The organism is Paenibacillus sp. WC2504 (genome assembly GCF_052682475.1).
In genome coordinates, this window is record NZ_JBQZFH010000001.1 from 5,262,792 (window position 1) to 5,286,509 (window position 23,718).

21 protein-coding genes and 1 pseudogene are annotated in these 23,718 nt (G+C 46.9%); 10 read left to right on the plus strand and 12 right to left on the minus strand.

What is annotated here, in order from left to right; genetic code table 11:
* Positions 1–8 precede the first annotated feature (8 nt).
* Positions 9–1,055: an S-layer homology domain-containing protein gene (locus ACUN27_RS23940; protein ID WP_326061929.1), complete on the minus strand. Its 1,047-nt coding sequence runs from the start codon at positions 1,053–1,055 to the stop codon at positions 9–11.
* A 938-nt stretch (positions 1,056–1,993) separates the two neighbouring features.
* Positions 1,994–4,276: pseudogene (locus ACUN27_RS23945) on the minus strand (rhamnogalacturonan lyase); the annotation flags it as partial.
* Between the two features lie 844 nt (positions 4,277–5,120).
* On the opposite strand from ACUN27_RS23945, the gene ACUN27_RS23950 reads away from it, so the two are divergent.
* Entirely contained in the window at positions 5,121–5,543 is a 423-nt protein-coding gene (locus ACUN27_RS23950; RefSeq protein ID WP_326061930.1) for a DoxX family protein, read from the plus strand.
* A gap of 55 nt (positions 5,544–5,598) precedes the next feature.
* Positions 5,599–6,069, plus strand: a complete 471-nt coding sequence (locus ACUN27_RS23955; protein WP_315949041.1) for a phage tail protein — start codon at positions 5,599–5,601, stop codon at positions 6,067–6,069.
* A 94-nt stretch (positions 6,070–6,163) separates the two neighbouring features.
* Here the strand turns inward: ACUN27_RS23955 and ACUN27_RS23960 are convergent, their stop codons facing one another.
* Positions 6,164–7,300 carry a glycerate kinase gene (locus ACUN27_RS23960; RefSeq protein WP_326061931.1) on the minus strand — a complete coding sequence of 379 codons (1,137 nt, stop codon included), beginning with the start codon at positions 7,298–7,300 and terminating at the stop codon, positions 6,164–6,166.
* A 29-nt stretch (positions 7,301–7,329) separates the two neighbouring features.
* Positions 7,330–8,208: an NAD(P)-dependent oxidoreductase gene (locus tag ACUN27_RS23965; protein WP_315950351.1), complete on the minus strand. Its 879-nt coding sequence runs from the start codon at positions 8,206–8,208 to the stop codon at positions 7,330–7,332.
* Positions 8,209–8,397: 189 nt separating this feature from the next.
* Here ACUN27_RS23965 and ACUN27_RS23970 point away from each other — a divergent pair, with 189 nt between their 5' ends.
* Genes ACUN27_RS23970 through ACUN27_RS23980 form a run of 3 tightly spaced genes read left to right on the plus strand, consistent with a single transcriptional unit; the run spans position 8,398 to position 11,013 of the window.
* Entirely contained in the window at positions 8,398–8,727 is a 330-nt protein-coding gene (locus ACUN27_RS23970) for a PadR family transcriptional regulator (RefSeq protein ID WP_315950349.1), read from the plus strand.
* Positions 8,728–8,744: 17 nt separating this feature from the next.
* A complete protein-coding gene (locus tag ACUN27_RS23975; RefSeq protein WP_315949038.1) occupies positions 8,745–9,461 on the plus strand; it encodes a pentapeptide repeat-containing protein in 717 nt (238 codons plus the stop codon).
* A 25-nt stretch (positions 9,462–9,486) separates the two neighbouring features.
* The gene (locus ACUN27_RS23980) at positions 9,487–11,013 is read left to right on the plus strand and encodes an MDR family MFS transporter (RefSeq protein WP_315949036.1); all 1,527 of its coding nucleotides are present in this window, start codon (positions 9,487–9,489) and stop codon (positions 11,011–11,013) included.
* A 118-nt stretch (positions 11,014–11,131) separates the two neighbouring features.
* Here the strand turns inward: ACUN27_RS23980 and ACUN27_RS23985 are convergent, their stop codons facing one another.
* Positions 11,132–14,275, minus strand: a complete 3,144-nt coding sequence (locus ACUN27_RS23985; RefSeq protein ID WP_326061936.1) for a glycoside hydrolase family 2 TIM barrel-domain containing protein — start codon at positions 14,273–14,275, stop codon at positions 11,132–11,134.
* 134 nt (positions 14,276–14,409) lie between these two features.
* Here ACUN27_RS23985 and ACUN27_RS23990 point away from each other — a divergent pair, with 134 nt between their 5' ends.
* Entirely contained in the window at positions 14,410–15,264 is an 855-nt protein-coding gene (locus ACUN27_RS23990; protein ID WP_315949033.1) for an AraC family transcriptional regulator, read from the plus strand.
* Between the two features lie 48 nt (positions 15,265–15,312).
* On the opposite strand, the gene ACUN27_RS23995 is transcribed toward ACUN27_RS23990, so the two are convergent.
* A complete protein-coding gene (locus tag ACUN27_RS23995; protein WP_315949032.1) occupies positions 15,313–15,603 on the minus strand; it encodes a hypothetical protein in 291 nt (96 codons plus the stop codon).
* Between the two features lie 167 nt (positions 15,604–15,770).
* Between ACUN27_RS23995 and ACUN27_RS24000 the strand changes: the two genes are divergently transcribed.
* Positions 15,771–16,358 carry a 50S ribosomal protein L25 gene (locus tag ACUN27_RS24000; RefSeq protein WP_315949030.1) on the plus strand — a complete coding sequence of 196 codons (588 nt, stop codon included), beginning with the start codon at positions 15,771–15,773 and terminating at the stop codon, positions 16,356–16,358.
* A gap of 66 nt (positions 16,359–16,424) precedes the next feature.
* Here ACUN27_RS24000 and ACUN27_RS24005 read toward each other — a convergent pair whose 3' ends face one another.
* Entirely contained in the window at positions 16,425–16,628 is a 204-nt protein-coding gene (locus tag ACUN27_RS24005; RefSeq protein ID WP_315949028.1) for a hypothetical protein, read from the minus strand.
* Positions 16,629–16,689: 61 nt separating this feature from the next.
* Positions 16,690–16,878 carry a hypothetical protein gene (locus ACUN27_RS24010; protein WP_326061937.1) on the minus strand — a complete coding sequence of 63 codons (189 nt, stop codon included), beginning with the start codon at positions 16,876–16,878 and terminating at the stop codon, positions 16,690–16,692.
* Positions 16,879–17,073: 195 nt separating this feature from the next.
* On the opposite strand from ACUN27_RS24010, the gene ACUN27_RS24015 reads away from it, so the two are divergent.
* The 3 genes from ACUN27_RS24015 to ACUN27_RS24025 all read left to right on the plus strand — a co-directional run bounded on the left by ACUN27_RS24015 (position 17,074) and on the right by ACUN27_RS24025 (position 19,401).
* On the plus strand, positions 17,074–17,664 hold the full coding sequence (locus ACUN27_RS24015) for a TetR/AcrR family transcriptional regulator (protein WP_326061938.1): 591 nt from the start codon (positions 17,074–17,076) through the stop codon (positions 17,662–17,664).
* A gap of 14 nt (positions 17,665–17,678) precedes the next feature.
* Positions 17,679–18,113 (plus strand): DoxX family protein, encoded by a 435-nt coding sequence (locus tag ACUN27_RS24020; protein WP_315949022.1) that lies wholly within the window; start codon positions 17,679–17,681, stop codon positions 18,111–18,113.
* 385 nt (positions 18,114–18,498) lie between these two features.
* Positions 18,499–19,401, plus strand: a complete 903-nt coding sequence (locus ACUN27_RS24025; protein WP_326061939.1) for an AraC family transcriptional regulator — start codon at positions 18,499–18,501, stop codon at positions 19,399–19,401.
* Between the two features lie 111 nt (positions 19,402–19,512).
* Here the strand turns inward: ACUN27_RS24025 and ACUN27_RS24030 are convergent, their stop codons facing one another.
* From ACUN27_RS24030 to ACUN27_RS24045, 4 genes are all read right to left on the minus strand, one after another.
* Positions 19,513–20,556: a glycoside hydrolase family 88/105 protein gene (locus ACUN27_RS24030; protein ID WP_326061940.1), complete on the minus strand. Its 1,044-nt coding sequence runs from the start codon at positions 20,554–20,556 to the stop codon at positions 19,513–19,515.
* A 174-nt stretch (positions 20,557–20,730) separates the two neighbouring features.
* Positions 20,731–21,612, minus strand: coding sequence for a sugar phosphate isomerase/epimerase family protein (locus ACUN27_RS24035; RefSeq protein ID WP_315950348.1), 882 nt, complete (start codon positions 21,610–21,612; stop codon positions 20,731–20,733).
* Between the two features lie 28 nt (positions 21,613–21,640).
* A complete protein-coding gene (locus ACUN27_RS24040) occupies positions 21,641–22,501 on the minus strand; it encodes a sugar phosphate isomerase/epimerase family protein (protein ID WP_315949016.1) in 861 nt (286 codons plus the stop codon).
* A gap of 30 nt (positions 22,502–22,531) precedes the next feature.
* Positions 22,532–23,593, minus strand: a complete 1,062-nt coding sequence (locus tag ACUN27_RS24045; RefSeq protein WP_326061942.1) for a Gfo/Idh/MocA family protein — start codon at positions 23,591–23,593, stop codon at positions 22,532–22,534.
* Between the last annotated feature and the right edge of the window lie 125 nt (positions 23,594–23,718).

Sequence of the window (23,718 nt, forward strand, 5' to 3'; positions counted from 1 at the left end):
GCGTTCATCTACCTTTCATTTGCCGATTGGATGTAATCGTAAGCTGCGAGAATTAATACAGCGGCTTCAGCTCGTGTTGCCTGATCATCTGGAATAAAATAGTTATTGTCTCTGCCTTGAATTAACCCGGCTTTACGTGAAGCTTTGATTTCTTGCAGTGCCCAAGCCGGAATCTGATCCTCATCGGCAAAGGAAATCGCCTCATCGGAGCTTGTCTCCAGACCGATTGCCCGTGCGACCATAACCGCCATCTCCGCACGTGAAATGAGCCGGTCCGCACCAAAGGAGTGATCTTCGTAACCCGTTACCACGCCTGCGGATGCCGCTTCAAAAATATAAGCTTTGGCCCATTGCGGGATATTGTCGATATCGGAGAATTGCATATTTTGTGCATCCTTGCTAGTAAGCGAGATTGCACGTACTAGCATAGCTGTGAACTCCGCACGCGTTACTTTACCGTCCGGTTGGAATGTTCCATCATCGTAACCGTTTACAAAACCAAGCGATGCCGCTCTTTCGACGGCTTTTTGTGCCCAATGATTGGCCATATCACTAAAAGTAATAACATTTCCCAGCTTAGGCGTAATATCCATCGCGAGCTTGGAGTCCGAAGTTACCGTTGCTGATTGCATCGCGCTCGTCACTTCTTTAACCTGTACAAGCTTGATCTCCGCTGGTCCTTCTGACAAATTCTCAAACGTAAAGGAAGCAAGTTCCACATCCCCTGAATCCCCCGGTAATTTTCCAACTTTGGTATGGGCGAAGATAACTTGCCCTTCTTTCACGATTGCCGGAACGGAAAATCCGTTCATTGGGCTCGTTCCTTTTATAAAACGCAAATGCTTCGTATCATAGGACAATCGAATTTCGTAGCCAAAAAGGTCTGTCACATGGGTGCCTTTGACAACCACTCGCACCTGACTCCCGACTTGGGTTTGATTGCTGGTTAGGGATAAGGAGTAACTTGGCGACTCAGCCGCTATGGCTTGTACGGGATTAAATGAGATGCACAGCAATAAACATAATGCATAGATAAGACCTCTCTTTTTTAACATAGCCTCCGTCCTCTCCGTGATGTGAATAGGTGCGGAGAGGAAAGCAGCAGCATTCCCTGCCTTCCCGCCCGCTAATTGAAGAAATATCCAGCTTAAAAGTCTTCGTTAATGATTAATTGAGCAAGTGCTGAAAGATCTGCGATATCAATCATTTTATCGTTATTGAGGTCAAATTGTTTCCAATCATTCCAATCCGGACTTTGATTCGTTTTACCATACGCTTTAACCATAAGCGCCAAGTCGCCGATACTTGCTTTACCATCATTCGTAAAGTCACCAACAACCTTAGTAACCACGGATTGACGGAAAGTTTGAAGTTTGGCGGAAAGCTCAGCAATTGCTTGATTAATAAGCTCTTGACTGATCGTCGGATCATTCGCAGCCAGAATCGCTTTATCAATAGCTGCTTGCAGAATCGCTTTGGAGCCGGAAGGATACTCTCCAACATGGCCGCCTTCTACAGCGCTGTTAATTACACCTTGAGCTTCAGCAATTAAAGCATTCAACTGCGTTTTGTCTCCAGAGCCAATTTGCACGGCGTACGAACTGCCCTGCAGCTGCTGCTCGATGCCCGCACCGTTCGCAACAGTTAACGCTGAGACGGCTGCCGTTCCTACTCCGGATTGCACGGAAGATTTGGCCGTCAAACCGATAGTGAACAGCGGGCCGTTCGGACGCGCTTGTTTGTCGCCGAAGTGAACGCCGAGAATGCGAAGCTTGCCTGGTGTTTGTTTGTAATCAACAATTTTGAATGTGTTTTCGTCCAACGAAACAGGAGGCGTATTATTCAAATCCAACTTATTCGTATCCACATCAATGGTGATATCCTCAGCCACTACCTCCGAATTTACGTGCTCCAATCCGTAAGTAATATTGAAAGATTGCCCAGGGGCAACGCCGTCAGGACCGCTTATGGAAGCACCGGTTGCAAAAGGCTTCAAGTTTGGAATCGGCACCTTGGACCAATCCGTGTCAGAAGCAAAATAAAAGCTCGTATATGCCGGTTGATTGTACGCTGTGTTCTGTCTAGCGATCTCAGCTCGATATTGCGGATCGTGCATTAACGTGTAAATTTTGTGATTCGTTACATCCGTGCTCATATAAATCCGAATAGCGGAACTATCCGTCTTACGAACGAGCAATTCCTCTCTCCAGTCGCCAAAAATATCGGCAACAAGCGATGGATTCCCTTTCGTGGAGTTATTGGTCGTCGTGCCTGTAGCCGCCAGTGCTCTAGCCCCGCCCCAAACATCAATTGTCGGCGTTGAGCCTTCCGCACCATTCACGATTTGCGTCGTCATGTTGCCCGCCCATTTGATGCTCATGTTTGTGCCTGGCATGGAAGTTCCTAATGTTGTACCATCGGCCATTCGCAGGGCGGTAGCCCACGTTTCGATACCTCTTTTGCTTGCATCAACGTCACCGATCATGCCACGGCCTGTGTCTTTCCCCGTGTAGGCGCCATAGATCGTCTCACCTGTTTTCGCGTCACGGAAGGAGTAGCCGTAAGGTACGCTTGTCGCGCCTTCATGAACCATGAAGATCTCCAAACCAGGACGATCCGGGTTAATGTCTGTAACGTGCAGAGCATCTCCATGGCCTAGCAACGCATAGTTTCCAGCATTCGGGCCCGAAGCAATCGTATCGCCGGAGCTGTACAACAATTTGCCATCATGGTCAATCGTTGAGGAGCCGTATACAATTTCTTGCTTGCCGTCGCCGTCCACATCAGCGCTTGTCAAGGAGTGAGCTCCCTGCGTCGTCAGTTTCGCATAAGCAGGATTAGATCCCTCTCTGCCGTGAGGGGTGTCATTGAACGGATTCGTCATTTTTACCCATCCGCTGTCTACGAACCAATACTCCTCTAAATGTTTACCATTCCAGCGGTACGACACGATGGTACTTCTCGTATAGTACCCTCTCGCAATAATTGCATAAGGATTCTGGCCATCCAGATAGGATACTCCCGCCAAGAAACGGTCCACACGATTGGCCGGCTCAATTCTTGCAAGCGCGTAATCCCCCCACATGAGTCCGTCATCTTCACGACCCGGCTTGTAGTGGATGGTTTCCAGTTCTTTGCCTGTCGCGCCTTCAAACACCGATAAATACTCCGGTCCGTCTACAATAAATCCTTCAAATTCCCGCAATTTGTTATTTGTGCTTCGACTAGGGGCATATACGTCAATAAAATAATCCGCTAAAAGCTTGGCATCCCCTTCAGACAGCGGATAAGAATATTTCTTGGCGATGCCGAAGCATTCTTCCAACGTTTTTGGCCATGAACCGTTAAGCACTTCTGGATGCTTATCCCAATTCATGAACATGTTCACCACATGATCGTAGTAACCTTCGGCGCTCAATCGATAATCGTCCGTATTTGCGTATCCTTTGGCAAGATCTTCACCCGGCATCGTGATGTACTTCGTGGATGTTACATTACCTTGAGCATCGTACTTACTGACCTTTGTACCCGGCGCTGTTTTGAACATCATCTCTGATTTTCCGTCGCCATCGAAATCATAAACCATGAATTGCGTATAGTGTGCGCCCGCCCGAATATTGACCCCAAGATCAATTCGGTACAATAAAGTCCCGTCAAACTTATAGCAATCTACATACACATTGCCTGTATAACCTTTTTGAGAGACGTCTTTGGAGTTGGACGGATCCCATTTGACGAAGTATTCATATTGACCGTCCCCGTCAACATCGCCAACGCTCATGTCATTCGCTTTGTAGGTGTAAGCTTCACCTTTTGGTGTAACGCCGTCCGCCGGTTTTTTCAAAGGCAAATCATAGAAACCGCTGCCCCATGGCGTAACAGATGCGCTTTTATCCACTTCATTTCCATTAGCGACCGCAGCCACATAGTATTTCGATGAAACCGTTCCTGAGCTGTCAAAATAGTTCGTACTGTCGTCGATCGTAGCAATCTTCACGCCGTCTCTATACAAATTAAAGTTTGTCCCCGTTAATCCCGTGCTGGAGTAACCCGTTACCTCATTGCCAAGCAGCCTCCAACTGAGAAACACGCCATTGCCTTTGACAACCGCTGTCAAACCACGATCCAAATATTCCAGTTGAACGCCTGACGTCGTCCCCTGATTGCCTGATTGTTCATTGGCTGCTGCTGTTCCGACCATACTGCTAAACATCACCATGCAGCCCGCTGTTATAGTAAGCGCTTTCTTTGCTAAGCTGGATTTTCTGTTCGCCATGCTTTTTGTCACCTTCCTAATTGGAGATATGTCGCGTTATTTGTCAGAAAATGATATGTACGTGATACGAAATGTTTCTTTTTACCAACATTTGTCGAATGATAAAAGAGGGTTGGGACTTAAGAATTACTCCTGTGACTAGTTTACGAGGAAAAATCAATATATGCCATAATTTAAGATTATACTGACATAAACATTCGTCATTTTGAGCAATTGATCAAAATTTTCTTGAAAGCGTCTCCAACTTATCCCTTACAGTTACAACTCAGAATAGCTCCTATGATTATTCATAGCCTCCTTTCACCTTAGCTAAGTAACTTCATCTTGCTTCGTCCATGTTTCTCACTACCTCTCAAATGATACATTGTGTATTTTTTATTTACCAAATAAAAAACCGTTATTTTTGTTCAAGAAACAGTTATATTCCTGAATTGGAGGGGATGGGCCTTTGTTAGATGCTGGGGGCTCGAATGAGTGATAGTCGGCGAGTGATCGCGTACCCGAGAAGCGGGTGATTGTTCTCTAGCGTTACTTTAGCGGAACTACAGGGCGCTATTCCGCAGAGAAGAGGCATGTTCCACCTGTTATGGGAACTACAGGACGCTATTTGGCCTGCTTTTCCAGTGAAACATGCCATGTTGGCAAAATAAGACCCCACAGTTCCACTCAGCAAGAAAAAAGCTCGTTTTCCTCGGAATAGGGGACTCCAGTTCCCTCTAGTTTTGGGCGGTGGTGATGGGTCATCTAAACAGTATCACATTTTGATACATTTAATATTTAGTATAAACGTATCAAGTAAAAACAAGTTATTGAAAAAGCAAACGAAATCATAGGAGGAATGAAAATGAGTTCGATTACCGGTAATGAAAGAATCGCGAAAGTAGTAACCCGTCCTACTGGAAGGAACGTTGCTTATTGGAGTATTACAATAATACTCGCATTCTCAATTACATTAAGTGGGATCGGGCAACTGATGCGATATGGGGGAAATGTCGAGCTAGTGACCACTATTGGTTTCCCGCTATATATCACGAACATTCTCGGAGGATGGAAATTGCTTGGAGTCATCGCAATCGTAATTCCAGGTTTTCCTCGGCTTAAGGAGTGGGCGTATAGTGGTATCTTTTTTCTAATGACGGGGGCGGCCCTATCTCATGCTTTCGCTAACGATTACGGTGATTACGGTTTCCATATGATTCTTCCCCTTTTCTATGCCGCGCTTAGCATCGCCTCCTGGGCGCTTCGTCCAAAAAGCCGCAAGCTTTAATGGGATGTCCTTTATTTCAAATTATTTGATCTATTCATAAAAAGGAGTGTTGATAATGTCTTATATCGTTGATTTTAAAAATCTTTCTTTGGTTGGTTTAGAGTCTTCACCCGTAGCAGAAGCGCTCGCTGGTTTACGTGCTAATGAAGCCCGTTATTTTATGAACAAATACAAACATGAATTTACCGTCGTACCCGCCAGCGAAAGTCAGGAGAACATTGCTTATGTGAACCGTATTCTGAAAGAGCGCGATATTGCGTTTGCGGCCAAACCTTTGGAAACGTCGCGTTTTCAAGTAGAAAATATCCAATTTACCTACGTCTTTTATGAGGATGGTCTTGGGATCAATGTCATGTATACGGTGGATGACCCTAAGAAACGGGCGGTTGGTTTTAAGCTTTCTGAGGGTATGGAGGTGCCAAAAGAGCTGGAAGAGAAGAAGTTTAAATTTGCCAGACAGAAGTCTAAACTTGCTGGAACAATTCGGGGCTCGTTTTTTGTAATTAAAGGACAATATGAAGCTTAAAAAATGGAGGCTACCACTGTGAAAACGAGTGGTAGCCTCATTCATCTATCGGGAGAATAGTTGAAGATCAAACGCGATAGGTTGGTTGTACAAGTTACACCTTCGCAGCAAGATATGTCCGCATGACCTGCTCCGCTTTTTGCGACAGCAGCTCCTCGGTCCTCTCCATCGCTTCTTGCAGCGACATCGGTCCATTGACGATACTATGGATGCTCGTGATGCCATGGTCATAGAGAGCTTCCACCCCAGGACCGATGGAGCCGCTCAATACAAAAACAGGAACGCCAAGCTTCTGCGCTGCTTGAGCAATACCCATAGGCGCTTTGCCGGAGGCCGTCTGCGCGTCTGTTCGACCTTCTCCCGTAAACACGAGAGAAGCCTCCTGCAAGTGCCGGCTCAGGTTGCTTTTATCCATGACAATCTCAACGCCGCGTTGAACGGTTGACGGGAAAAAAGCCTGGAACGCGCCGCCAAGCCCCCCCGCTGCACCTGCGCTAGGCAAATCGTGCACGGCTATGCCTGTGTGCGCCTCAATGATATCCGCCCAGTGACGGAGCGCCTCATCGAGCTCTGGCAGCATCTCAGGAGTCGCTCCCTTCTGTGGGCCAAACACATAGGACGCTCCTTGCGGGCCGATGAACGGATTAACCACATCAGAGGCAATCGTAAAACTCGATTGCTCTATTCTTGCATCCCAATTCGCAGCATCAATACTGCGAATCTTAGAAAGACCTAGCGCACCATGCGGAACAGGTTGTCCTTCCGCATCCAGGAGCGCCAACCCAAGCGCTTGAAGCATGCCGCTCCCTCCGTCATTGGTTGCGCTGCCACCAAGCGCCAAAATAAACTTGCGATACCCATGATCTAAAGCATGTCGGATAAGCTGCCCTGTTCCGTAAGTCGTCGTCAGCCAAGGATTTCGCTGCTCCTCCGAGATCAAATAGAGCCCTGAAGCCGTTGCCATCTCAATGACACAGGTTTCATTGTCTCCAAGAACGCCGTATTCAGCTATCACATTGTCCAATAAAGGTCCGCTTACAGAAACGTTGATTTTGGTCCCCTGCGTCGAGCTAATGAGACTGTCTACGGTTCCCTCGCCGCCGTCAGCCATCGGAACAAGCACTGTATCCGATAACGGTGCAGCCTTTTGAATACCTTTCGCTATTGCAAGAGCAGCCTCTTTCGCGCTTAAACTGCCCTTAAAAGAATCAGGTGCAATGACAATTTTCACGGTCGTCCCTCTCCCCCGAGCTTTTTCGATCAAAGTTTGCTAATCAGTTTATACAGTGCATGCGTCCCGCTGTCTTCTTCACCACTGGCCGCCAGCTGCTCATACAACGATTTGGCCAGAGCAAGCCCTGGCAGCTTCGCATTCATTTCTTCAGCCGATTGAAGAGCAATTTTCATATCTTTAATAAAATGTTTGACATAAAAGCCAGGTGCGAAATTGCCGGCGATCATCCGCGGCGCCAAATTGCTTAATGACCAGCTGCCCGCTGCGCCGGATTCAATGCTTTTTAGCACCGTAGCAGGATCTAATCCTGATTTCTCTGCATAAACAAGCGCCTCGACCACGCCCATCATATTGCTGGCAATGGCGATTTGGTTGCACATTTTGGTATGCTGGCCCGCTCCCGCTTCCCCTTGATAGACGATATTGGTGCCAATCTTCTCAAATAACGGCAAAACCGCATCAAAGGCATCGCGCGAACCGCCCACCATAATCGACAATCTCGCTTCTCTTGCTCCAACATCTCCGCCTGAAACAGGCGCATCGAGTGAGAATAACCCGCGGGAACGCGCTTCATTCTCAATTTGTTTGGCAAGCTTGGGCGAGGACGTTGTCATATCGATGACATAACTTCCTGGCTTGGCGTTCTGCAAAATACCATTTTCCCCTAAATAAATTTCTTCCACATCACTAGGGAATCCTACCATCGTAATAATGACATCACACTGCTGAGCTAATTGTCCAGGGGATTCCTGCCAATGCGCACCCTGATCAAGGAGATCCTGTGCTTTGGATCTTGTCCGATTGTACAGATGAACTTGATACCCCGCCCGCATAAAATGACCTGCCATACTTTTTCCCATAACACCCGTACCTACAAGTCCTACTACGGTTTGCGCCGGATTCATTGCCACGATAAAAACCACCTTTCTAAATAAACACGCACTTCCAACCGGATGTTGCACAATTTTTCTTAAGTCCTACTTCTAAGTTATCATCCACGTTCTGCGCGGTCAATGAAAGATGTGTATCATTCACAGGACTACATTGACAGATATAGTACTCTTGAATATAATGTAAAACAGGAGGTGAGGGTCATCTTTGACTTGAAAATAACGTCTGAGCTTATTCGCGGGCATACCGATAGCATCATTCTTAAGCTTTTAATGTCAGGTGATAAGTATGGCTATGAAATTTCCAAGCTTGTGCAAGTAACCACAGGCGGAGAATACGAGCTCAAGGAAGCTACCATGTACGCCAGCCTCAAACGCCTGGAACAGGAAGAGAATATTACTTCATATTGGGGAGACGAAACGCAAGGCGGCAGAAGAAAGTATTACCGGATCACCGACAAAGGCAAGGAAACATTTGATACGAACAAACGGAATTGGGAACATGCCAAAAGCATTCTCGATTTATTCATATAAGAAAGGTGGAATCATCCATGAATACCAAGCTTTCTGCTTATTTGGACGAAGTTTTCTCCAATTACGAGGATTTAAAGCCAATTCGGGAGTTAAAAGAAGAGCTTTTTCATGACTTACAGGAAAGATTCAACGACTTGCAAAAGGATGGACTTGATGAAAAAGCTGCTTTTGAGCGGACAATTGCCTCTATCGGCGAAATTTCCGAACTCATCGGAAGCATCCATGCCAGTACAACGAAGCTGCAGCAAATCGTTGGCATTGATTTTTCTAAACAAAATTTGCAAAAGTCGGATTTGAGAGCTGTTCAGGTCCATGACGGGAAGTTTAATTACAGCAACCTGCAGGGCTCTGATTTTAGCCATTCGGATTTAACGAATGCTTCTTTTAAATGCAGCAACTTGGACAATTGCCATTTTGACGGCTCCAATTTGACCCATGCCAAGATTCAAAAGTCCAACCTCAAGGGAGCTACTTTCCGGAATTGCCAATTTAACCACACCGACTTCAGCTCTTCGGAGTTAATGGGTGTATGTTTGGATAACCTAACATTTACCGGGACTATTTTTCATTATACGGGGTTAAAAGAAACCTCTTTCCGCAACGCCGTTTTTCAAAACTGTTCGTTTAAAACCGAAGTCAAAAAAACAATTTTTGACGGGGCTAAGATGGATAAAGGCACCTATGCCGTTTTAAAAGGTTTAAAAGCAAATCTCACTCACGTTACCATCATTTAATTAGAAAGCGGGGAATATCACCTTCATGTCAACACAAACCAAAAATAAAGGAATAGGTATTGTGATCGCCGGGCTTCTGCTTGGCATTCTGATGGCGTCAATGGATAACACCATTGTAGCTACAGCTATGGGTACCATCGTAGGAGAATTAGGTGGGTTAGACAAATTCGTATGGGTCACTTCCGCCTATATGGTCGCCGAGATGGCCGGTATGCCGATTTTCGGGAAATTATCCGATATGTATGGACGGAAGAAGTTTTTCATCTTCGGGATTGTCGTATTTATGCTAGGTTCCATCTTATGCGGAACGGCTAATTCCATTATTGAACTCAGCATTTATCGTGCGATTCAAGGGATTGGCGGCGGTGCGTTGGTGCCGATTGCTTTTACCATCATGTTCGATGCCGTTCCGATTGAAAGCCGCGGCAAACTAGGCGGATTGTTCGGCGCCGTGTTTGGTATGTCCAGTATTTTCGGCCCCTTGCTAGGCGCCTATATTACGGATTACGTGAATTGGAAATGGGTTTTCTACATTAACCTGCCGCTCGGTCTGATCGCGTTTATTTTTATCGCTTTCTTTTACCGTGAATCCGTTGAGCATTCAAAGCAAAAGATCGATTGGTGGGGCGCATTGACGCTTGTCGGAGCCATCGTCTCCCTTATGTTCGCGCTTGAATTAGGCGGCAAAACATATGCTTGGAATTCATCGTTTATCCTCGGATTATTGGCACTGTTCGCCGTGTTAACGATCATCTTCATTTTCGTAGAACGCCGCGCTGCCGAGCCGATTATCTCCTTTGCCATGTTTAAGAGCAGGTTGTATGCTTCCAGCAATGCCGTAGCCATTTTTAGCGGCGCCGCTTTTATTACTGCTTCTGTTTATATCCCAATCTTCGTTCAAGGTGTGCTTGGCGGAACAGCGACGAACTCTGGCTTAGTTTTGCTGCCCATGATGTTAGGTTCTGTCGTCACTGCAACAGGCGGCGGTTTCTTAATGACTAAAGTGAGCTACCGCAGCATCATGATTCCTACTACTCTCATACTGGCAGTTGGAGTTGCTCTGCTGACCACGTTATCTCCAGAGTCGCCACGCTGGCTCGTAACGATCTATATGATTATCGTTGGTCTAGGTATCGGGGCTTCCTTCTCTGTCCTGAGTAATGCCGCGATTCATCTCTTTGATGCCAGGCAGCGCGGTTCGGCCTCTTCCACACTAAATTTCCTTCGTTCCCTAGGAATGACGCTGGGAATCACCGTTTTTGGAATTATCCAAAGCCACGCATTCACTAGAAAGCTGACGGAAGCCTTCGCCGGGCAAGGCGCAATGCCTGCAGGTATGGCAACCAGCGACCCACATACCTTGCTCGATCCGGCTAAACGTTTGGACATTCCAGGTCCCATTTTAGAAAAAATCTCAAGCGCTCTATCGTCTTCTATCGTTCTCACATTTGCGTGGACCATTGTTCCGGCAGTGATAGCCTTCTTTTGTGCGATTGCGATGAGCAAAGAGAAACTTGATCCGACTCAGGAACAAGGTGCAGTATCGCATTAGTCAGTTTGAAGAAAATATAAAAAGAGGGTGTCCCATTGCCATCGAGATGGCGAGGTGCACCCTCTTTTCAATTAACGTAAGTGATGTAAAACATCGTTACACAGCCTACGCAGCTCTCCTAAATTCCTTTAAAACTAAACGAGTAAGCATACGTGCGATTCGCAAACAAGGTAAACTCCGGATGCGTTCTTGCCCCCCAGCTATCATCTCCGCCAACGCCCATCTGCTTGTAATTCACGCGCAGCACTACCTTCTCGCTAACTGGCAGCTTATAAGGATGGTCATGAGCTTCCAATTCCGATGGCGAATACGGCAGAGCATTCAATTCCACGGTCGGCAGCCCCGTAATACGGAGTCCACAACCTGCGCTATCCGTTAATGTCGCCCAACGGACATCCGTTTTGTTTCCGCATTCTTGCGGACGTAAGTACGGAACGAATTGATCCTGAACGGTTCCGCTGTGCAGAGCCAGCTTCGCTCCTGTCGCGCGGTCCCAATGATTTTCGTGTGGCCCGCGGCCGTACCAGCTTAATTGCTGGAAGGCAGGGTCAAGCTCGAACATCATGCCGATTTCCGGAATCTCAGGCAAGTTAGCGCCAGGAACTAGCTCCATGCGCACCTCCACCTCCCCATCCGGCGATGCCGTGTACACCAATTTCACTGTTGAAGCTGGCGTTGTAGCAAGCTCATAACGAACATGAACTTCGGCGCGGCCATCTCTGGTCGATTTCGCTTGCAAGGATTGCAGCGTCCTTCCGCTGCCTGCTTCTTGCCATGGCGCACATCGAATATGATGTTTGTTGCCACGGTCATTATCCGTATAGGCGCGCCAGAAATTAGGCGCTGGGCCTGTCAGGAACAACTCAGTTCCTTCGTACTGATAGGAAGTGATATCACCGGTCGCAGCATGGAATTGAAGCGAAAAATTGCTTCCTTTCAGCGTAATCGAATCCTTCGTTGAGGCAATTTGCACAGCATTAAGCTCAGATACCGCTGCAGCAGATTCTGCTTGCGCAACGAAATCGACATGCGCCCACGCCTGACGGACAGGCAGCAGGAACTGCTCCCACGCGACCTCATGCCCTTTTGGCGCCCATAACGCATCAGCTTTCAATTGAAGGCTGATCGTAAGGACGTATTCGTCCGTCGGACTGGCTGCTTCATACGAATCCAATTCGAGTTCAATTGTCGCCGTTTCTCCAGGCACTACGGTAAATTGACCGCTCTTCGCTTCACCAACAGCAACGCCATTACGCTCGATCGTCCACGTCCAGTTGAACTCATTAAGATCCGTGAACAAGAACTGATTCGTCACGGCTACTTGGCCTTTTGCCAAATCAACCGGTGTAATCTTCACGTTTTGATAGCATTTCTTTACTTCATAGATTTTCGGCGAAGGTGTGCGATCAGCGAAAATTAAACCGTTACCGCAGAAATTGCCATCATTCGGCGTATCGCCGAAATCGCCGCCATAAGCTTGATAAGTCACACCATCAGGCGTTGTTGTACGGATGGATTGATCGATCCAATCCCATATAAAGCCGCCTTGAAGAACGGGATACTTATCAAACAGCTCCCAATATTTAAATAAATTGCCGCAGGAATTCCCCATCGCATGGCTGTATTCACATAAAATAAACGGCTTCTTCGGTTTGTTATTCGCGTACTCTTCAATTTTATCAATTTTGGAATACATTTGACTTTCGATATCAGAGGCCGCTTCAGAGACCCGGCAGTGGAATATCCCTTCGTAGTGAACGACCCTGGAAGGATCAGCCTCACGTAAGAAGTCATGCATTTTAATAAAATTATCCCCGCCCCATGACTCATTCCCGAGCGACCAAATCACAATCGAAGGATGATTTTTATCTCGCTGCATCATGGAATTCGCGCGATCCAGTACAGCCCCCGTCCATTCAGGTTTGCTGCCTGGAACCGTTTCTCCCTCTTCCTCTTGGGCATAACTCCACGATCCGTGCGTTTCAAGATTCGTTTCATCAATGACATATAAGCCATACTCATCACACAACTCATACCAACGGGCATTGTTCGGATAATGGGACGTGCGCACCGCGTTGATATTAAATCGTTTCATCAGCAAAATATCAGCGATCATGCTGTCGTTATCGACGCTGCGGCCGCGGTCTGTATCAAATTCATGGCGGTTGACGCCTTTGAATACGATGCGCTCACCATTGATTTTCATCAAGCCATCGTGAATTTCGAACTTACGGAAACCTACTTTGCAGCTCTCCGTCTCCAGCAGAGTCCCCTTCTCGTCCTTCAAGCTCAGAACCAGCGTATAAAGGGTAGGCTTTTCTGCGCTCCAAAGTGCCGGATTTTCCACTTTAACGGACAGCTCCACATCCTGTTTCAGGCTGCCGCTTAGTTCAACAACCACGGATAGAGGAGATGACCATAACGGCTTTTGTTCACTGTCATATAAAACAGCTTCTACGCGGTGCGCCCCGGTGCCAAGGCTATCATAGTTCGTAACTTTCGCCTGAATGCGCAGTTCGGCATTTTCAAATGCATCATCCAAGTCCGTCAGCACTTTGAAGTCCGCAATATGTGCCACAGGGGTGGCATACAAATAGACATCGCGGAATATTCCGCTCAACCGCCAGAAATCCTGATCTTCCAACCAGCTTGCATCGCTCCACCGATAGACTTCAACCGCGAGCTTGTTCTCACCTTCAACCAGGTATGGCGTAATATCAAATTCCGCGGGTGTGAATGAGTCTTGGCTAAAACCTACGAAATCCCCGTTTACCCATACATAAAAAGCGGATTCAACACCCTGAAAACTCAAGTACACAGGCCGCTCCGCCCAAGATGACGGAATCGTAAAGCTCCTAGTGTACGAGCCGACTGGATTATACTTCACAGGCGCATAAGGAGGCTTCACCTCTTCATGACCTACCCATGGATAAATGATATTCGTATATTGCGGAAAATCAAAACCTTGCAGCTGCCAATGAGATGGCACCGCAATGTCGGACCAGCCGCTGCAATCGTAGCCGTTCTTATAGAACTCCTGAGGCCGCCCCTCAGCATTCTCTGCAAAATGAAACTTCCACGTTCCATTCAAAGATTGATAGAACTCAGAGGCTTCCCGAACTCCTGCGAGCGCCTCGGCTTCCGACCGGTAAGGCATCAATGTTGCATGCGCTTCCAAACGGTTCAACTGAAAAATCTGCGGATTATTATTCCATTCCGGATAACCGTTCAAAGGCGCTGTGTAGACGTACTTATTAGCCATGGATTCGTACCTCACTTTATTGGTGTTGTATAATTTTCATCAACGATGTATTTATTGTAACTGACAATAATCTCTTTTAAAATATAAGATACTACGCATGACATATTAAAAAATGAAAGAGATGGCTATCTGATATGGCTATAGACTACAGGAAGTTTTTCGTCATCACCGAAACGGACCGCAAGCTGCCGCTGATCCTGGAAACGGTCGGCTATGAGAGTCAGCAGCTCTATTATAAGCGCGAGGACGGTTATCCCTGCTTTCATTGGCTGCAAACGATTGAAGGCTCCGGAGAAATCATTCTCGACAATCAGTCGATCAAACTTGGCGAGAATCAAGGCATGCTGCTTGCCGCGGGCATTCCGCATGAGTACAAAGTTCTCTCTTCCAAATGGTCGACTTGGTATATGACCTTTGACGGCGCACTCGCGGCCTCTATCGTTTATGCCCTGGAGTTCCCGTTATCCACCCAAATCAGTTGGGGGATAGATACTCCGCTCGCCAGCATACACGAATATTTTTACGAAAAATATCGTTATAGCTATGATTTCACGGGAATGAACGGCTCGCTGGAAGTTTATCAATTTCTCACGTTGCTCAAAAAACACGGAAACGTCAACAAAAGCGCCTCCATCTCCCAGAGCCATGAGCGCTTATTGCCGCTCCTTTTTCAATTGGAGCAAAACTTTGGTTCCGCCGATGTCGGCCTTGCCTGGATGTCTACTGAGCTAGGCGTCAGTCCGCAGCACGTCAATACGCTTTTTCGCAAAGCATTTGGCCTTTCCCCTTATCAATACCTGCTGCAGCTGCGGCTTCAGAAGTCCAAAGAACTGCTCATTACCGGGCATAACTTGACGATTAAGCAGATCGCGGAAACTATGGGATTTCTGGATGCTTCGCATTTTATCTCAACTTTTCGTAAGTCCGTTGGTTTAACTCCTGAGGTTTTTCGAAATCAATATCATAAAAATCAAATAGAAAAAGGATAGATCGAGTCACCTCGCCTATCCTGATAGTAGCCATCGCTTAGTATAGATTTAATGATTTGGGACAAACTCACTATGAATTTCAATCAATGTTTGGACGAAAGTTTCAAAATCATTTTTACTAGAAGAAAATTTGAAATCGGTTACACCAGTGTTGAAATCAATAACTGTGAGCGCCACGCGGTTCAGGGGGTATTCTGGGATCGGCTCAGAGGCAAGAGTAATATTTTTGAAAGGGTAAATAGACGTTTCACCGTGTAAACGCAGCACAGTCAGATGATCATCTCTTAACTCCAACGAAATATGTTGATCAGAATCAGTGAAACTTTTCAGTGTACTCATCCTTTATCAATCCTCCTCTTGTCCTCTATTTTACTCTCAAATGGAAAGATAAAGAAGCCCAAAATAAAAAAAATCTTCCTATTTATTTCCTGTTTCACTCCGCACGCTAGCGGGTACATGTATATAGGGCTGAACGCCGCTCTAACTACGCTACGGAGGTGCAGAACATGAGTACAACGATTTTACTATCTGAACGAACAGGTCCCGTGAAGAAACTGAGAGAACAAGGTCAAGTTCCCGCTGTAGTATACAGCTCTCGTATGGATTCCGAACATGTCACCGTCCCGGAAAAAGAAATCCGAGCATCGCTGAAACGCAATCCGCATGCCATTTTGAATGTTGCATTGCCCTCAAAATCAAAGGAATCCGTCATTATCCATCACGTCCAGAAGGATTCTCTGACAGGTCAATTGCTGCATGTAGACTTTTTGCAAATTGATATGAAAGAAAAACTAGATACCGCGATTGCCATCCAGTTTGTTGGAGAAGCCAAAGGTACGAAGGAAGGCGGCATTCTCCAAGTAGAGTCGCATGAAGTCATGATACGATGCATGCCTAACAAATTGCCGGAATCCCTGCAGCTTGATATCAGTAAACTAAGCATTGGTGAACATCTCACCGTAGCTGATCTTAAAGTACCCAAGAACGTTGAAATTCTCTCCGATCCTGAGACTGTTCTTGTCACCATACTTGGCACACAAAAATTGGGCACGACCTCTGAGGCCGATGTACAACCTGAAGCTGCCACTGAATAGAGGCGTCTATGAAAACAGACTCTGCGCATTTGATAGCGCTAGAGTCTGTTTTTCGTTTCAATAGAGTTACGCATTGCCATATGCATGCATTTGACTGCTCATCACTTTCGAAACGATGGATTTATGTTTTTCGGCCCTAGCTACAATCACTTGCAAACTATTGCGTATTTCTAAAGCTTCGTCTAAATATTCCTTATCACCAAAAATCTCATAGAGCCTAATATAATCATTATACTCATCTAACCATTGATCGAAGTAAGAAGATGTCATAATCTATCACTCCCTTAGATCCATGATAGAGTATAAACATTAATTTTTTATTATAAATATATTAATTTTCTTCTTTTTGTTGCAAACCTGTTCCGCAAATGATGAGGATAGCCACAAATAAAAGAACCCCGAACGCATCCCACCACATGCTTCCCGCAACGTCTGGAAGACTTCCAATAGCGATAATAAGTACAGGGCAGAACCACAGCATTTTTACTAATATACCACGAATTGCTTTTCGTCTTTGCAAGATGAATGACCCCTATATGCTGCAGTATGTTGTTTAGACCTGACATCGTATACTCTTCGAAGTTGATACCACCTTTCTGTCCGTGAGAGATGCTCAGAAATCAATCCAATTTGTGGAAGGTAAAGCCATTTACAAACCGATGGTCGGTATTTATAATGAAGTTATTACATCGATATGAAAAAAGGAGTGATTTTATTGAAACAAGAGGAGCGCAGACAGCAAACTACGGGAGTTCTGCTGACATCAACCAAAGAACTCATCCGGGAAAAAGGGTGCGAGGCGATCACCATGAAGGACATCATGGATCGCTCCGGATTGTCCAAAGGCGCTATTTTCCATTATGTGAAAAGTAAAGATGAAATCTTCGCCTGGGTGCTGCAGGAACGGCTCGATGCTACTAATGAGCGTTTTCATGATGTTGTAGAACAAGGTGGCGCTACATTCGAAGGACCTATGCAGAAAATCCTTGAAAATCTCCGAGCACTGGACGATGCACAGGAAGTGACCAACAAAGTTTTGATCTATTTGCTCGGTAAAGAAGATCAGCCGGCAGTTGCCGAAACGCTTAAGCTGTACTATGAACGCTCCGTGCAGGTCTCTAAGGCGTGGATCGTCACCGGCCAAACGCACGGTGTTATTCCGGAATCGGTGGATGCCGAAAAAACAGCCGATATGTTTGTTCTTCTTTCTCTCGGCTTACGCGTCCGTTCTACAATTCCGATGGTGACTGCGGGGTTTCAACTCGAGGATTTCGCCGGTATGATGACGCAAATACTGAAAAAATAGAAGGAGGACTTGCAATGATTCCTTTTTATGCTTTGATTGTCTCCTATCTGATATTCTGGGTACTCGGATTGCTTGGTGTATCCCATTTCGAAGGTTGGCATACGCCTATGCAGGGCGCTGTCGCCGTCATGCTGCTGCTAACGGCCTCCGCTCATTGGGGAAAAAGACGTCCTGACCTCATTCGCATGGTGCCCCCGGCTTTCCCAAGACCTGACTTGATCGTCACCATTACGGGGTGGCTGGAAATTGCCGCTGCGATCGGCATTTTATTTCCAGCCACATCCCGTGTCGCCTCCATCTGCCTGATAGTGCTGCTCATCGCCATGTTTCCCGCCAATGTACGGGCGGCCCGCCATAAATTAACGATTGGCGGTGAGCCCACGCCTTCGCTGCCGGTCCGCACTGTTTTGCAGCTTGTTTTTCTTGCTGCCATTTATTTGGCAGGTTGACGCCTAGCAGCCCCAGTTCCTCTGCTGCTCCCCACCTCTTGGTCGCCGCGTGCCCCAACGATGAGGCACGCAGCGGTGGACTGGGGGGTGCGTGGACTCCGCCCACTTTTAACGGACCTCACAGCCGTTATTCGCACTAAATCGGGCATTTCTCAGCTTTAACCGACCTCAGTGCCGTTATCGTGCCAATTCACAGCCAATTTTCGCGCTATTATCGTGAATAGCGGCTCTGGCGTCCGTTAGAATTCTGCGGAGCCATATTTCCTCGCAATAAAGGCCGCTCGGTCCGTTAGCTGAAATTCAGGAGCAACTAAAAAAAGCTTGTCTACTCACAAACCAATCTCGTATAGTAAGTGCAGTTAGTGAGAACAAGGAGGCGATATTCGTGAGCACAACGATTCCCGCAACAGTCCGTGATTACGCCATTGATGACTTTACGAATCATTTTCTGGCGAATTATCCTGTACATTGCGAGCTCCGCAAGTCGCCTCTTCATCAACAGTCACTGCATGCCCATAATGGTTACGAGTTTTATTTTGTACTCCAAGGGACAGGCTCTTACATTGCCGGCGATCAATTGTATCCCCTCCATGCCGGTACACTGACAGTCATTCAACCAGGTGTCATTCATCGTCCCTATCATATGCTAAATCAGGATTTCCACAGATACGTCCTTTCCATCGATGAATCTTACATGGAGGGCATTCACGCGATTTGCCGAAAGACAGACTTGTCGATCTCCGGATTTCTGCAAGCGATGCATCCTGAGTCAAGCCATCACTTCTTATCCGTTCAGCAGCTGGATCAGCTTCAAATGCTGCTCGCTGAGCTGGAACAAACACTTAAAGACAAGAAGCTGCACTTCGAATTAAATGTGCTAAAATGCTTAGCGGAATTTTTCCTCCTGCTGCTTGGTTTACATCATGGTGTTACAAGCCCCCATAGGTCGGAAGATGAGCAGCTGATCGGTAATGTGCTCTCCTACTTGATTGCCCATTATCAAGAGGATTTGCATGTCGACGACCTGCTTGAGCTTTTTCCCGTTTCGCGCTCCAGATTGTTTAATTTGTTCAAAGAAACCACAGGCAGCACGATGAAACAGTTCCTCTCCGACTATCGATTGAACAAGGCGAAGCGACTGCTGGCAGAAACGGATCTCCCCGTCACGGAGGTCGCAGCGGCTACGGGGTTTGGCGATATTTCGCATTTTTTTAGCGTGTTCAAAAAAAGCACCGCCCTTACTCCCAAACAGTATCGTAAGGAAACAGTAAACAGTGCTCGAAATTGAAACAAGCCAGAGAGTCTGGATAGACCTTCTGGCTTATTTATTCTATTGCAGTGTGCGAAGCAACAGTGAAGAAGCTGTGCAATCGCGCCCCGGATCAAATTGCTGCTTGCTCTACTCTCCTGAATCCCGGCAAGTATCTGCTAACAGCATGAGTGCAAGCCCTTGCCCGTACAAAGTTGGATACTGCGGAATCTCTTGGTACGCTGCGATGCTTTTCATGACGGGTGTACCTCCAGATACGCCAGACACGACGCCATCCTCTGAAATGGAGGAAAGTACGGCAGCCAGCGCCCGATCAGCAGCTGCCTGATGCCGGTCATTACGCTCGATGAGGCCGATCTCCATCGCTTTTCGAATGCCGTAACCGATTCCCGCACTACCGGAAACCTCCCGGTAAAAGTCAGGATGATCCATCACTGTGCTCCACAAACCGTCCTCTTGTTGATAAGAAATAAGACCGGAGATTAAGCGCTTATATCTCATTTTAAGTTCATCAGGAACAGGTATGAGCGATCCAATCTCCTTCACGATCAATGGAACACCTGCCGCAACCCACGCATTCGCCCGTGTCCACCGTGCAGCGGACATATGATCCGCGGAGTCGCAGTTCCATCCGTGAAACAATACACCGGTGCTCTCATCTTGCAGCACGTTGAGATGAATGAGTACCTGCTGCAGCGCCTCCTCGGCATATTTCGTGCTGCCAACCAGAGACGCGGTCCGAGCCAGGAACAATACGGCCATAAATAGGGTATCTGCCCACACCTGCTCGGAGAATACCGCATTTTCCGTTACCGTATGTTCAAAGGCCATCTCCCGCGTACGAGGTGCTTCCGCGATCATCCACTCAGCGATCCGAACGGCCTCATCCCGGAACCATACGTCATCTTCAAGCCGGTGCAGGGTTGGGAAAATGGCAAACGGGGCAATCGAATTAATCACCTTCGTTCCTTTCGCCTTCTCCTTATTCCGCTCGATCCATTTCTTCAGATAAGACAGAACTTCAGGCTTACCTGCAGCCTCATAATATTCAAGCATCGCGATCAAACCAACGCCCGGCACCCAATCCCAATGCTCAATGTCCATGCCCCAATTCCCGGTATGATCTTGGATCATTTCCTGCCAAACCTGTTGCGCAGTGTTGGATATTGTCAAGAAAATTCAGCTCCTTTTTATATACACAAGCCCATAAAAATAATTGTTTATAGCTCCACTTTACCATCTATAAACACGAAAACACTTGGGCTTCTGTCTTAAAAAAGTGGGGAAAAGTCCAGACCTGCACATAAAAAAAAGACCGAGGATAACATCATATCCTCAGTCTCACTTTTATGATTGGTATTTCCGGATAAATGCAATAGCGCTAGCAATATCCTTCTCCGGCTGCTCGCCAACTTCACGTTCAATCGTCAAGTAGCCTTTGTAGCCAATGTCACGCAGCGTTTGGAAGTAACGTGCAAAATCAACATGCCCTTCGCCCAGCGCAAGCTCGCGGTAATACGGCCCGGACGTTGCAGCCTCGGCGATTTGCTCATGGCTCATCGGCTTGTATCCGAGTGAACCGTACACTTCGCGCGGGTCAACCTGGCGCAAGCGAACGCCGTCTTTTACATGCGTATGGACAATATAATCTTTCAGCGTGATAATGCCTTGAACAGGATCATCACCTGTAACCATAACCATATTCGCAGGGTCGAAGTTTACCGAAACTCCGTTGGTAGACAGGGAATCCAGGAAGCTTTTCAGATGCGCCGCAGTCTCTGGACCGGTTTCGATAGCAAAGTAAGCGTCTAAGCTTTTGGCATATACCCCTAATTCCTCACATGCCCGGTGCATGGTTTCATAGATCGGATCGTTGGTTTGCTCAGGCACGACACCGATATGCGTTGTGACGACTTTGGTGCCAAGCTCAACGGCAAGATCCAGAATACGCTTCGATTTCTCGATTTTCTCTGCATTCGCAGAAGCATCCTGAAAACCGTGACCGCCCAAATCCCCGCACAGTGCTGAGATTTCAAGCCCCAGAGAGGCAATGTAGTCTTTCAGCTCCTTGCGTGCTCCGGATGATAAATTCGCCGGATCCATCTCGCCGGAAACCGCATAAATCTGTACCCCGTCAGCGCCAAGCTCTTTCGCTTTCTTCAAACCGTCCCGCACGCCAAGCCGGAGACTGTCCACCATGATACCAATTGGATTCATTCGAATTGTCAGCACCTTTCGCAAAGCTATGAATGACTGCCTATTCCATAGCTTCCCATAATCTTTTAATGTTTTGCAACCCTATCAACGTACCCGTTCTGCACTCTTCCATCCCTTCAAACTCCAAGGAAATGTATCCGTCGTAACCAGAGTCCTTGATAACGCGCAGCACTGCTCTCATATCAATATCTCCGTGTCCCACAATCGCGCCGCGCAAGTAGTTCCCCTGCAAGGTTTGGAACCAGCCTTGACCTGGATTTTGGTGAGACGGACGCAGATAAAAATCTTTGATATGGACCATTGATGCATAGGAAATGTTATTTTTCACAGCTGCCACGGAGTTCTCATCCGCACACATGAAATTGCCCACATCCAGTGTCGTCCGGAAATTCGGACGGTTCACCGCTTGAATTAACGCTTGAACACGGTCACTATGCTGCACAAAATAACCATGATTTTCAACACTTGTCGTAATACCATAAGTCAGGGCATAGTCAGCAATTTGACGACAAGCTTCCGCCATACGATCCAGTTGTTTATTGAAATTGGCAATCGAACGGTCCGCGCTTTGCGCGACATCGTGACGCATCTTTTTGACGCCGAGCCTCGCCGCGAGATCAACTTCACCTTTTACCCGCTCAATTTCCTGCTGATAAGCTTCTTCGGAATCCGTTAGAAAATTAGCGCCAATCGCGTAATTGGAAATTTCGATACCGCGTGATGCCGCCTTCTCGCGAATGCGATCCGCCAGCTCCAAGTTACCGGGCAAATCATAACCCAGAGGCACGATTTCAACGTGCTCTCCGCCTTGATCGGCAATCCAGTCGATGACCGCCATGATGTCCATTTCGCCGGACTTCAGCGCTTGAAATAAACTATACGTACTAACGCCCAATTTCATGTGAGTACCTCCATGCTAGTTTCTACCGGACTATAATTTGATTTCTTGGCCTTTCGCAGCCGATTCATAAATACCGCACAACATTTTCATCATGTTAACTCCGTCTTCGACAGGGCTTATCGGTGTGCTTCCCGTTTGACAGCTCTCGATGAAGTGATTAATTTCATTTTGAAAAGCTTGCGGCACATTGATCGATTTCGCATCCGTTTGCGGGGATACATTCAGGATCGTATCGTGCATTTCCGTGACAAAAACAAGCTCAGGCTCAATTTCCACGCCACCCTTGTCCCCATAAAGTTTAACGGCAATCTCGTCCTTTTTGGCATGCAGGGTAAAGCTGACATCGACCAGCAACGATGCTCCATTTTCAAAACGAATCAAGGCATTCGCCATATCTTCAACGGTATTGTGGGCTACATCATAATCAGCCGCTTTGTAAAAGGAAAGATTGCGAACATTTGCGCGGTTCCCAAGCTTATTATACGTATTCCCGCTGACGGAAATTGGCTTCGGTCTGCCCATCATATACCAGCATAAGTCAATGACGTGTACGCCGATATCGATCAAAGGCCCGCCGCCGGAACGTTCCGAATCCGCGAACCAGCCGCCAGGGTTACCTAAACGGCGAATACAAGACGCTTTCGCATAATAAATTTCACCCAAATTATCGTGATCAATGAACGATTTGACCAGTTGGGCATTGGCATCATACCGGCGGACAAAACCTACTTGCAGCGTTTTCCCCGTTTCACGGACAGCGTCTTGAATACGCTGCGCTTCCTCGACTGTTTTACAAAGCGGCTTTTCTACTAGAACGTGTTTGCCTGCGCGCAAAGCCGCAATACTGATCTCAGCATGCGTATTATTCCATGTACAAATACTAACGGCATCGATCTCTGGATTAGCTAGCAATTCATGATAGTCCGTGTAGATGTGCTCTATGTTATATTTGGCTGCTTTATCTTCAGCTCTTTGACGATTAAGATCACACACCGCGTATAAATTAGCGTTAGCCTGTTTCGCGTAGGACTCGAAATGCATTTCGGAAATCGAACCTGCTCCAATTACACCAATATTCAACTTGTTACTCATAGCAATTTCTTGCCTCCCTTGGTTGTCTTATAAACTCAGAATACCATGGTTTTCGCCTAGGTTGAATGTATAGGATGAGCAAGAGCATGGACTATTTGTTCAAAATTAATAAAAACCGGGCGTCG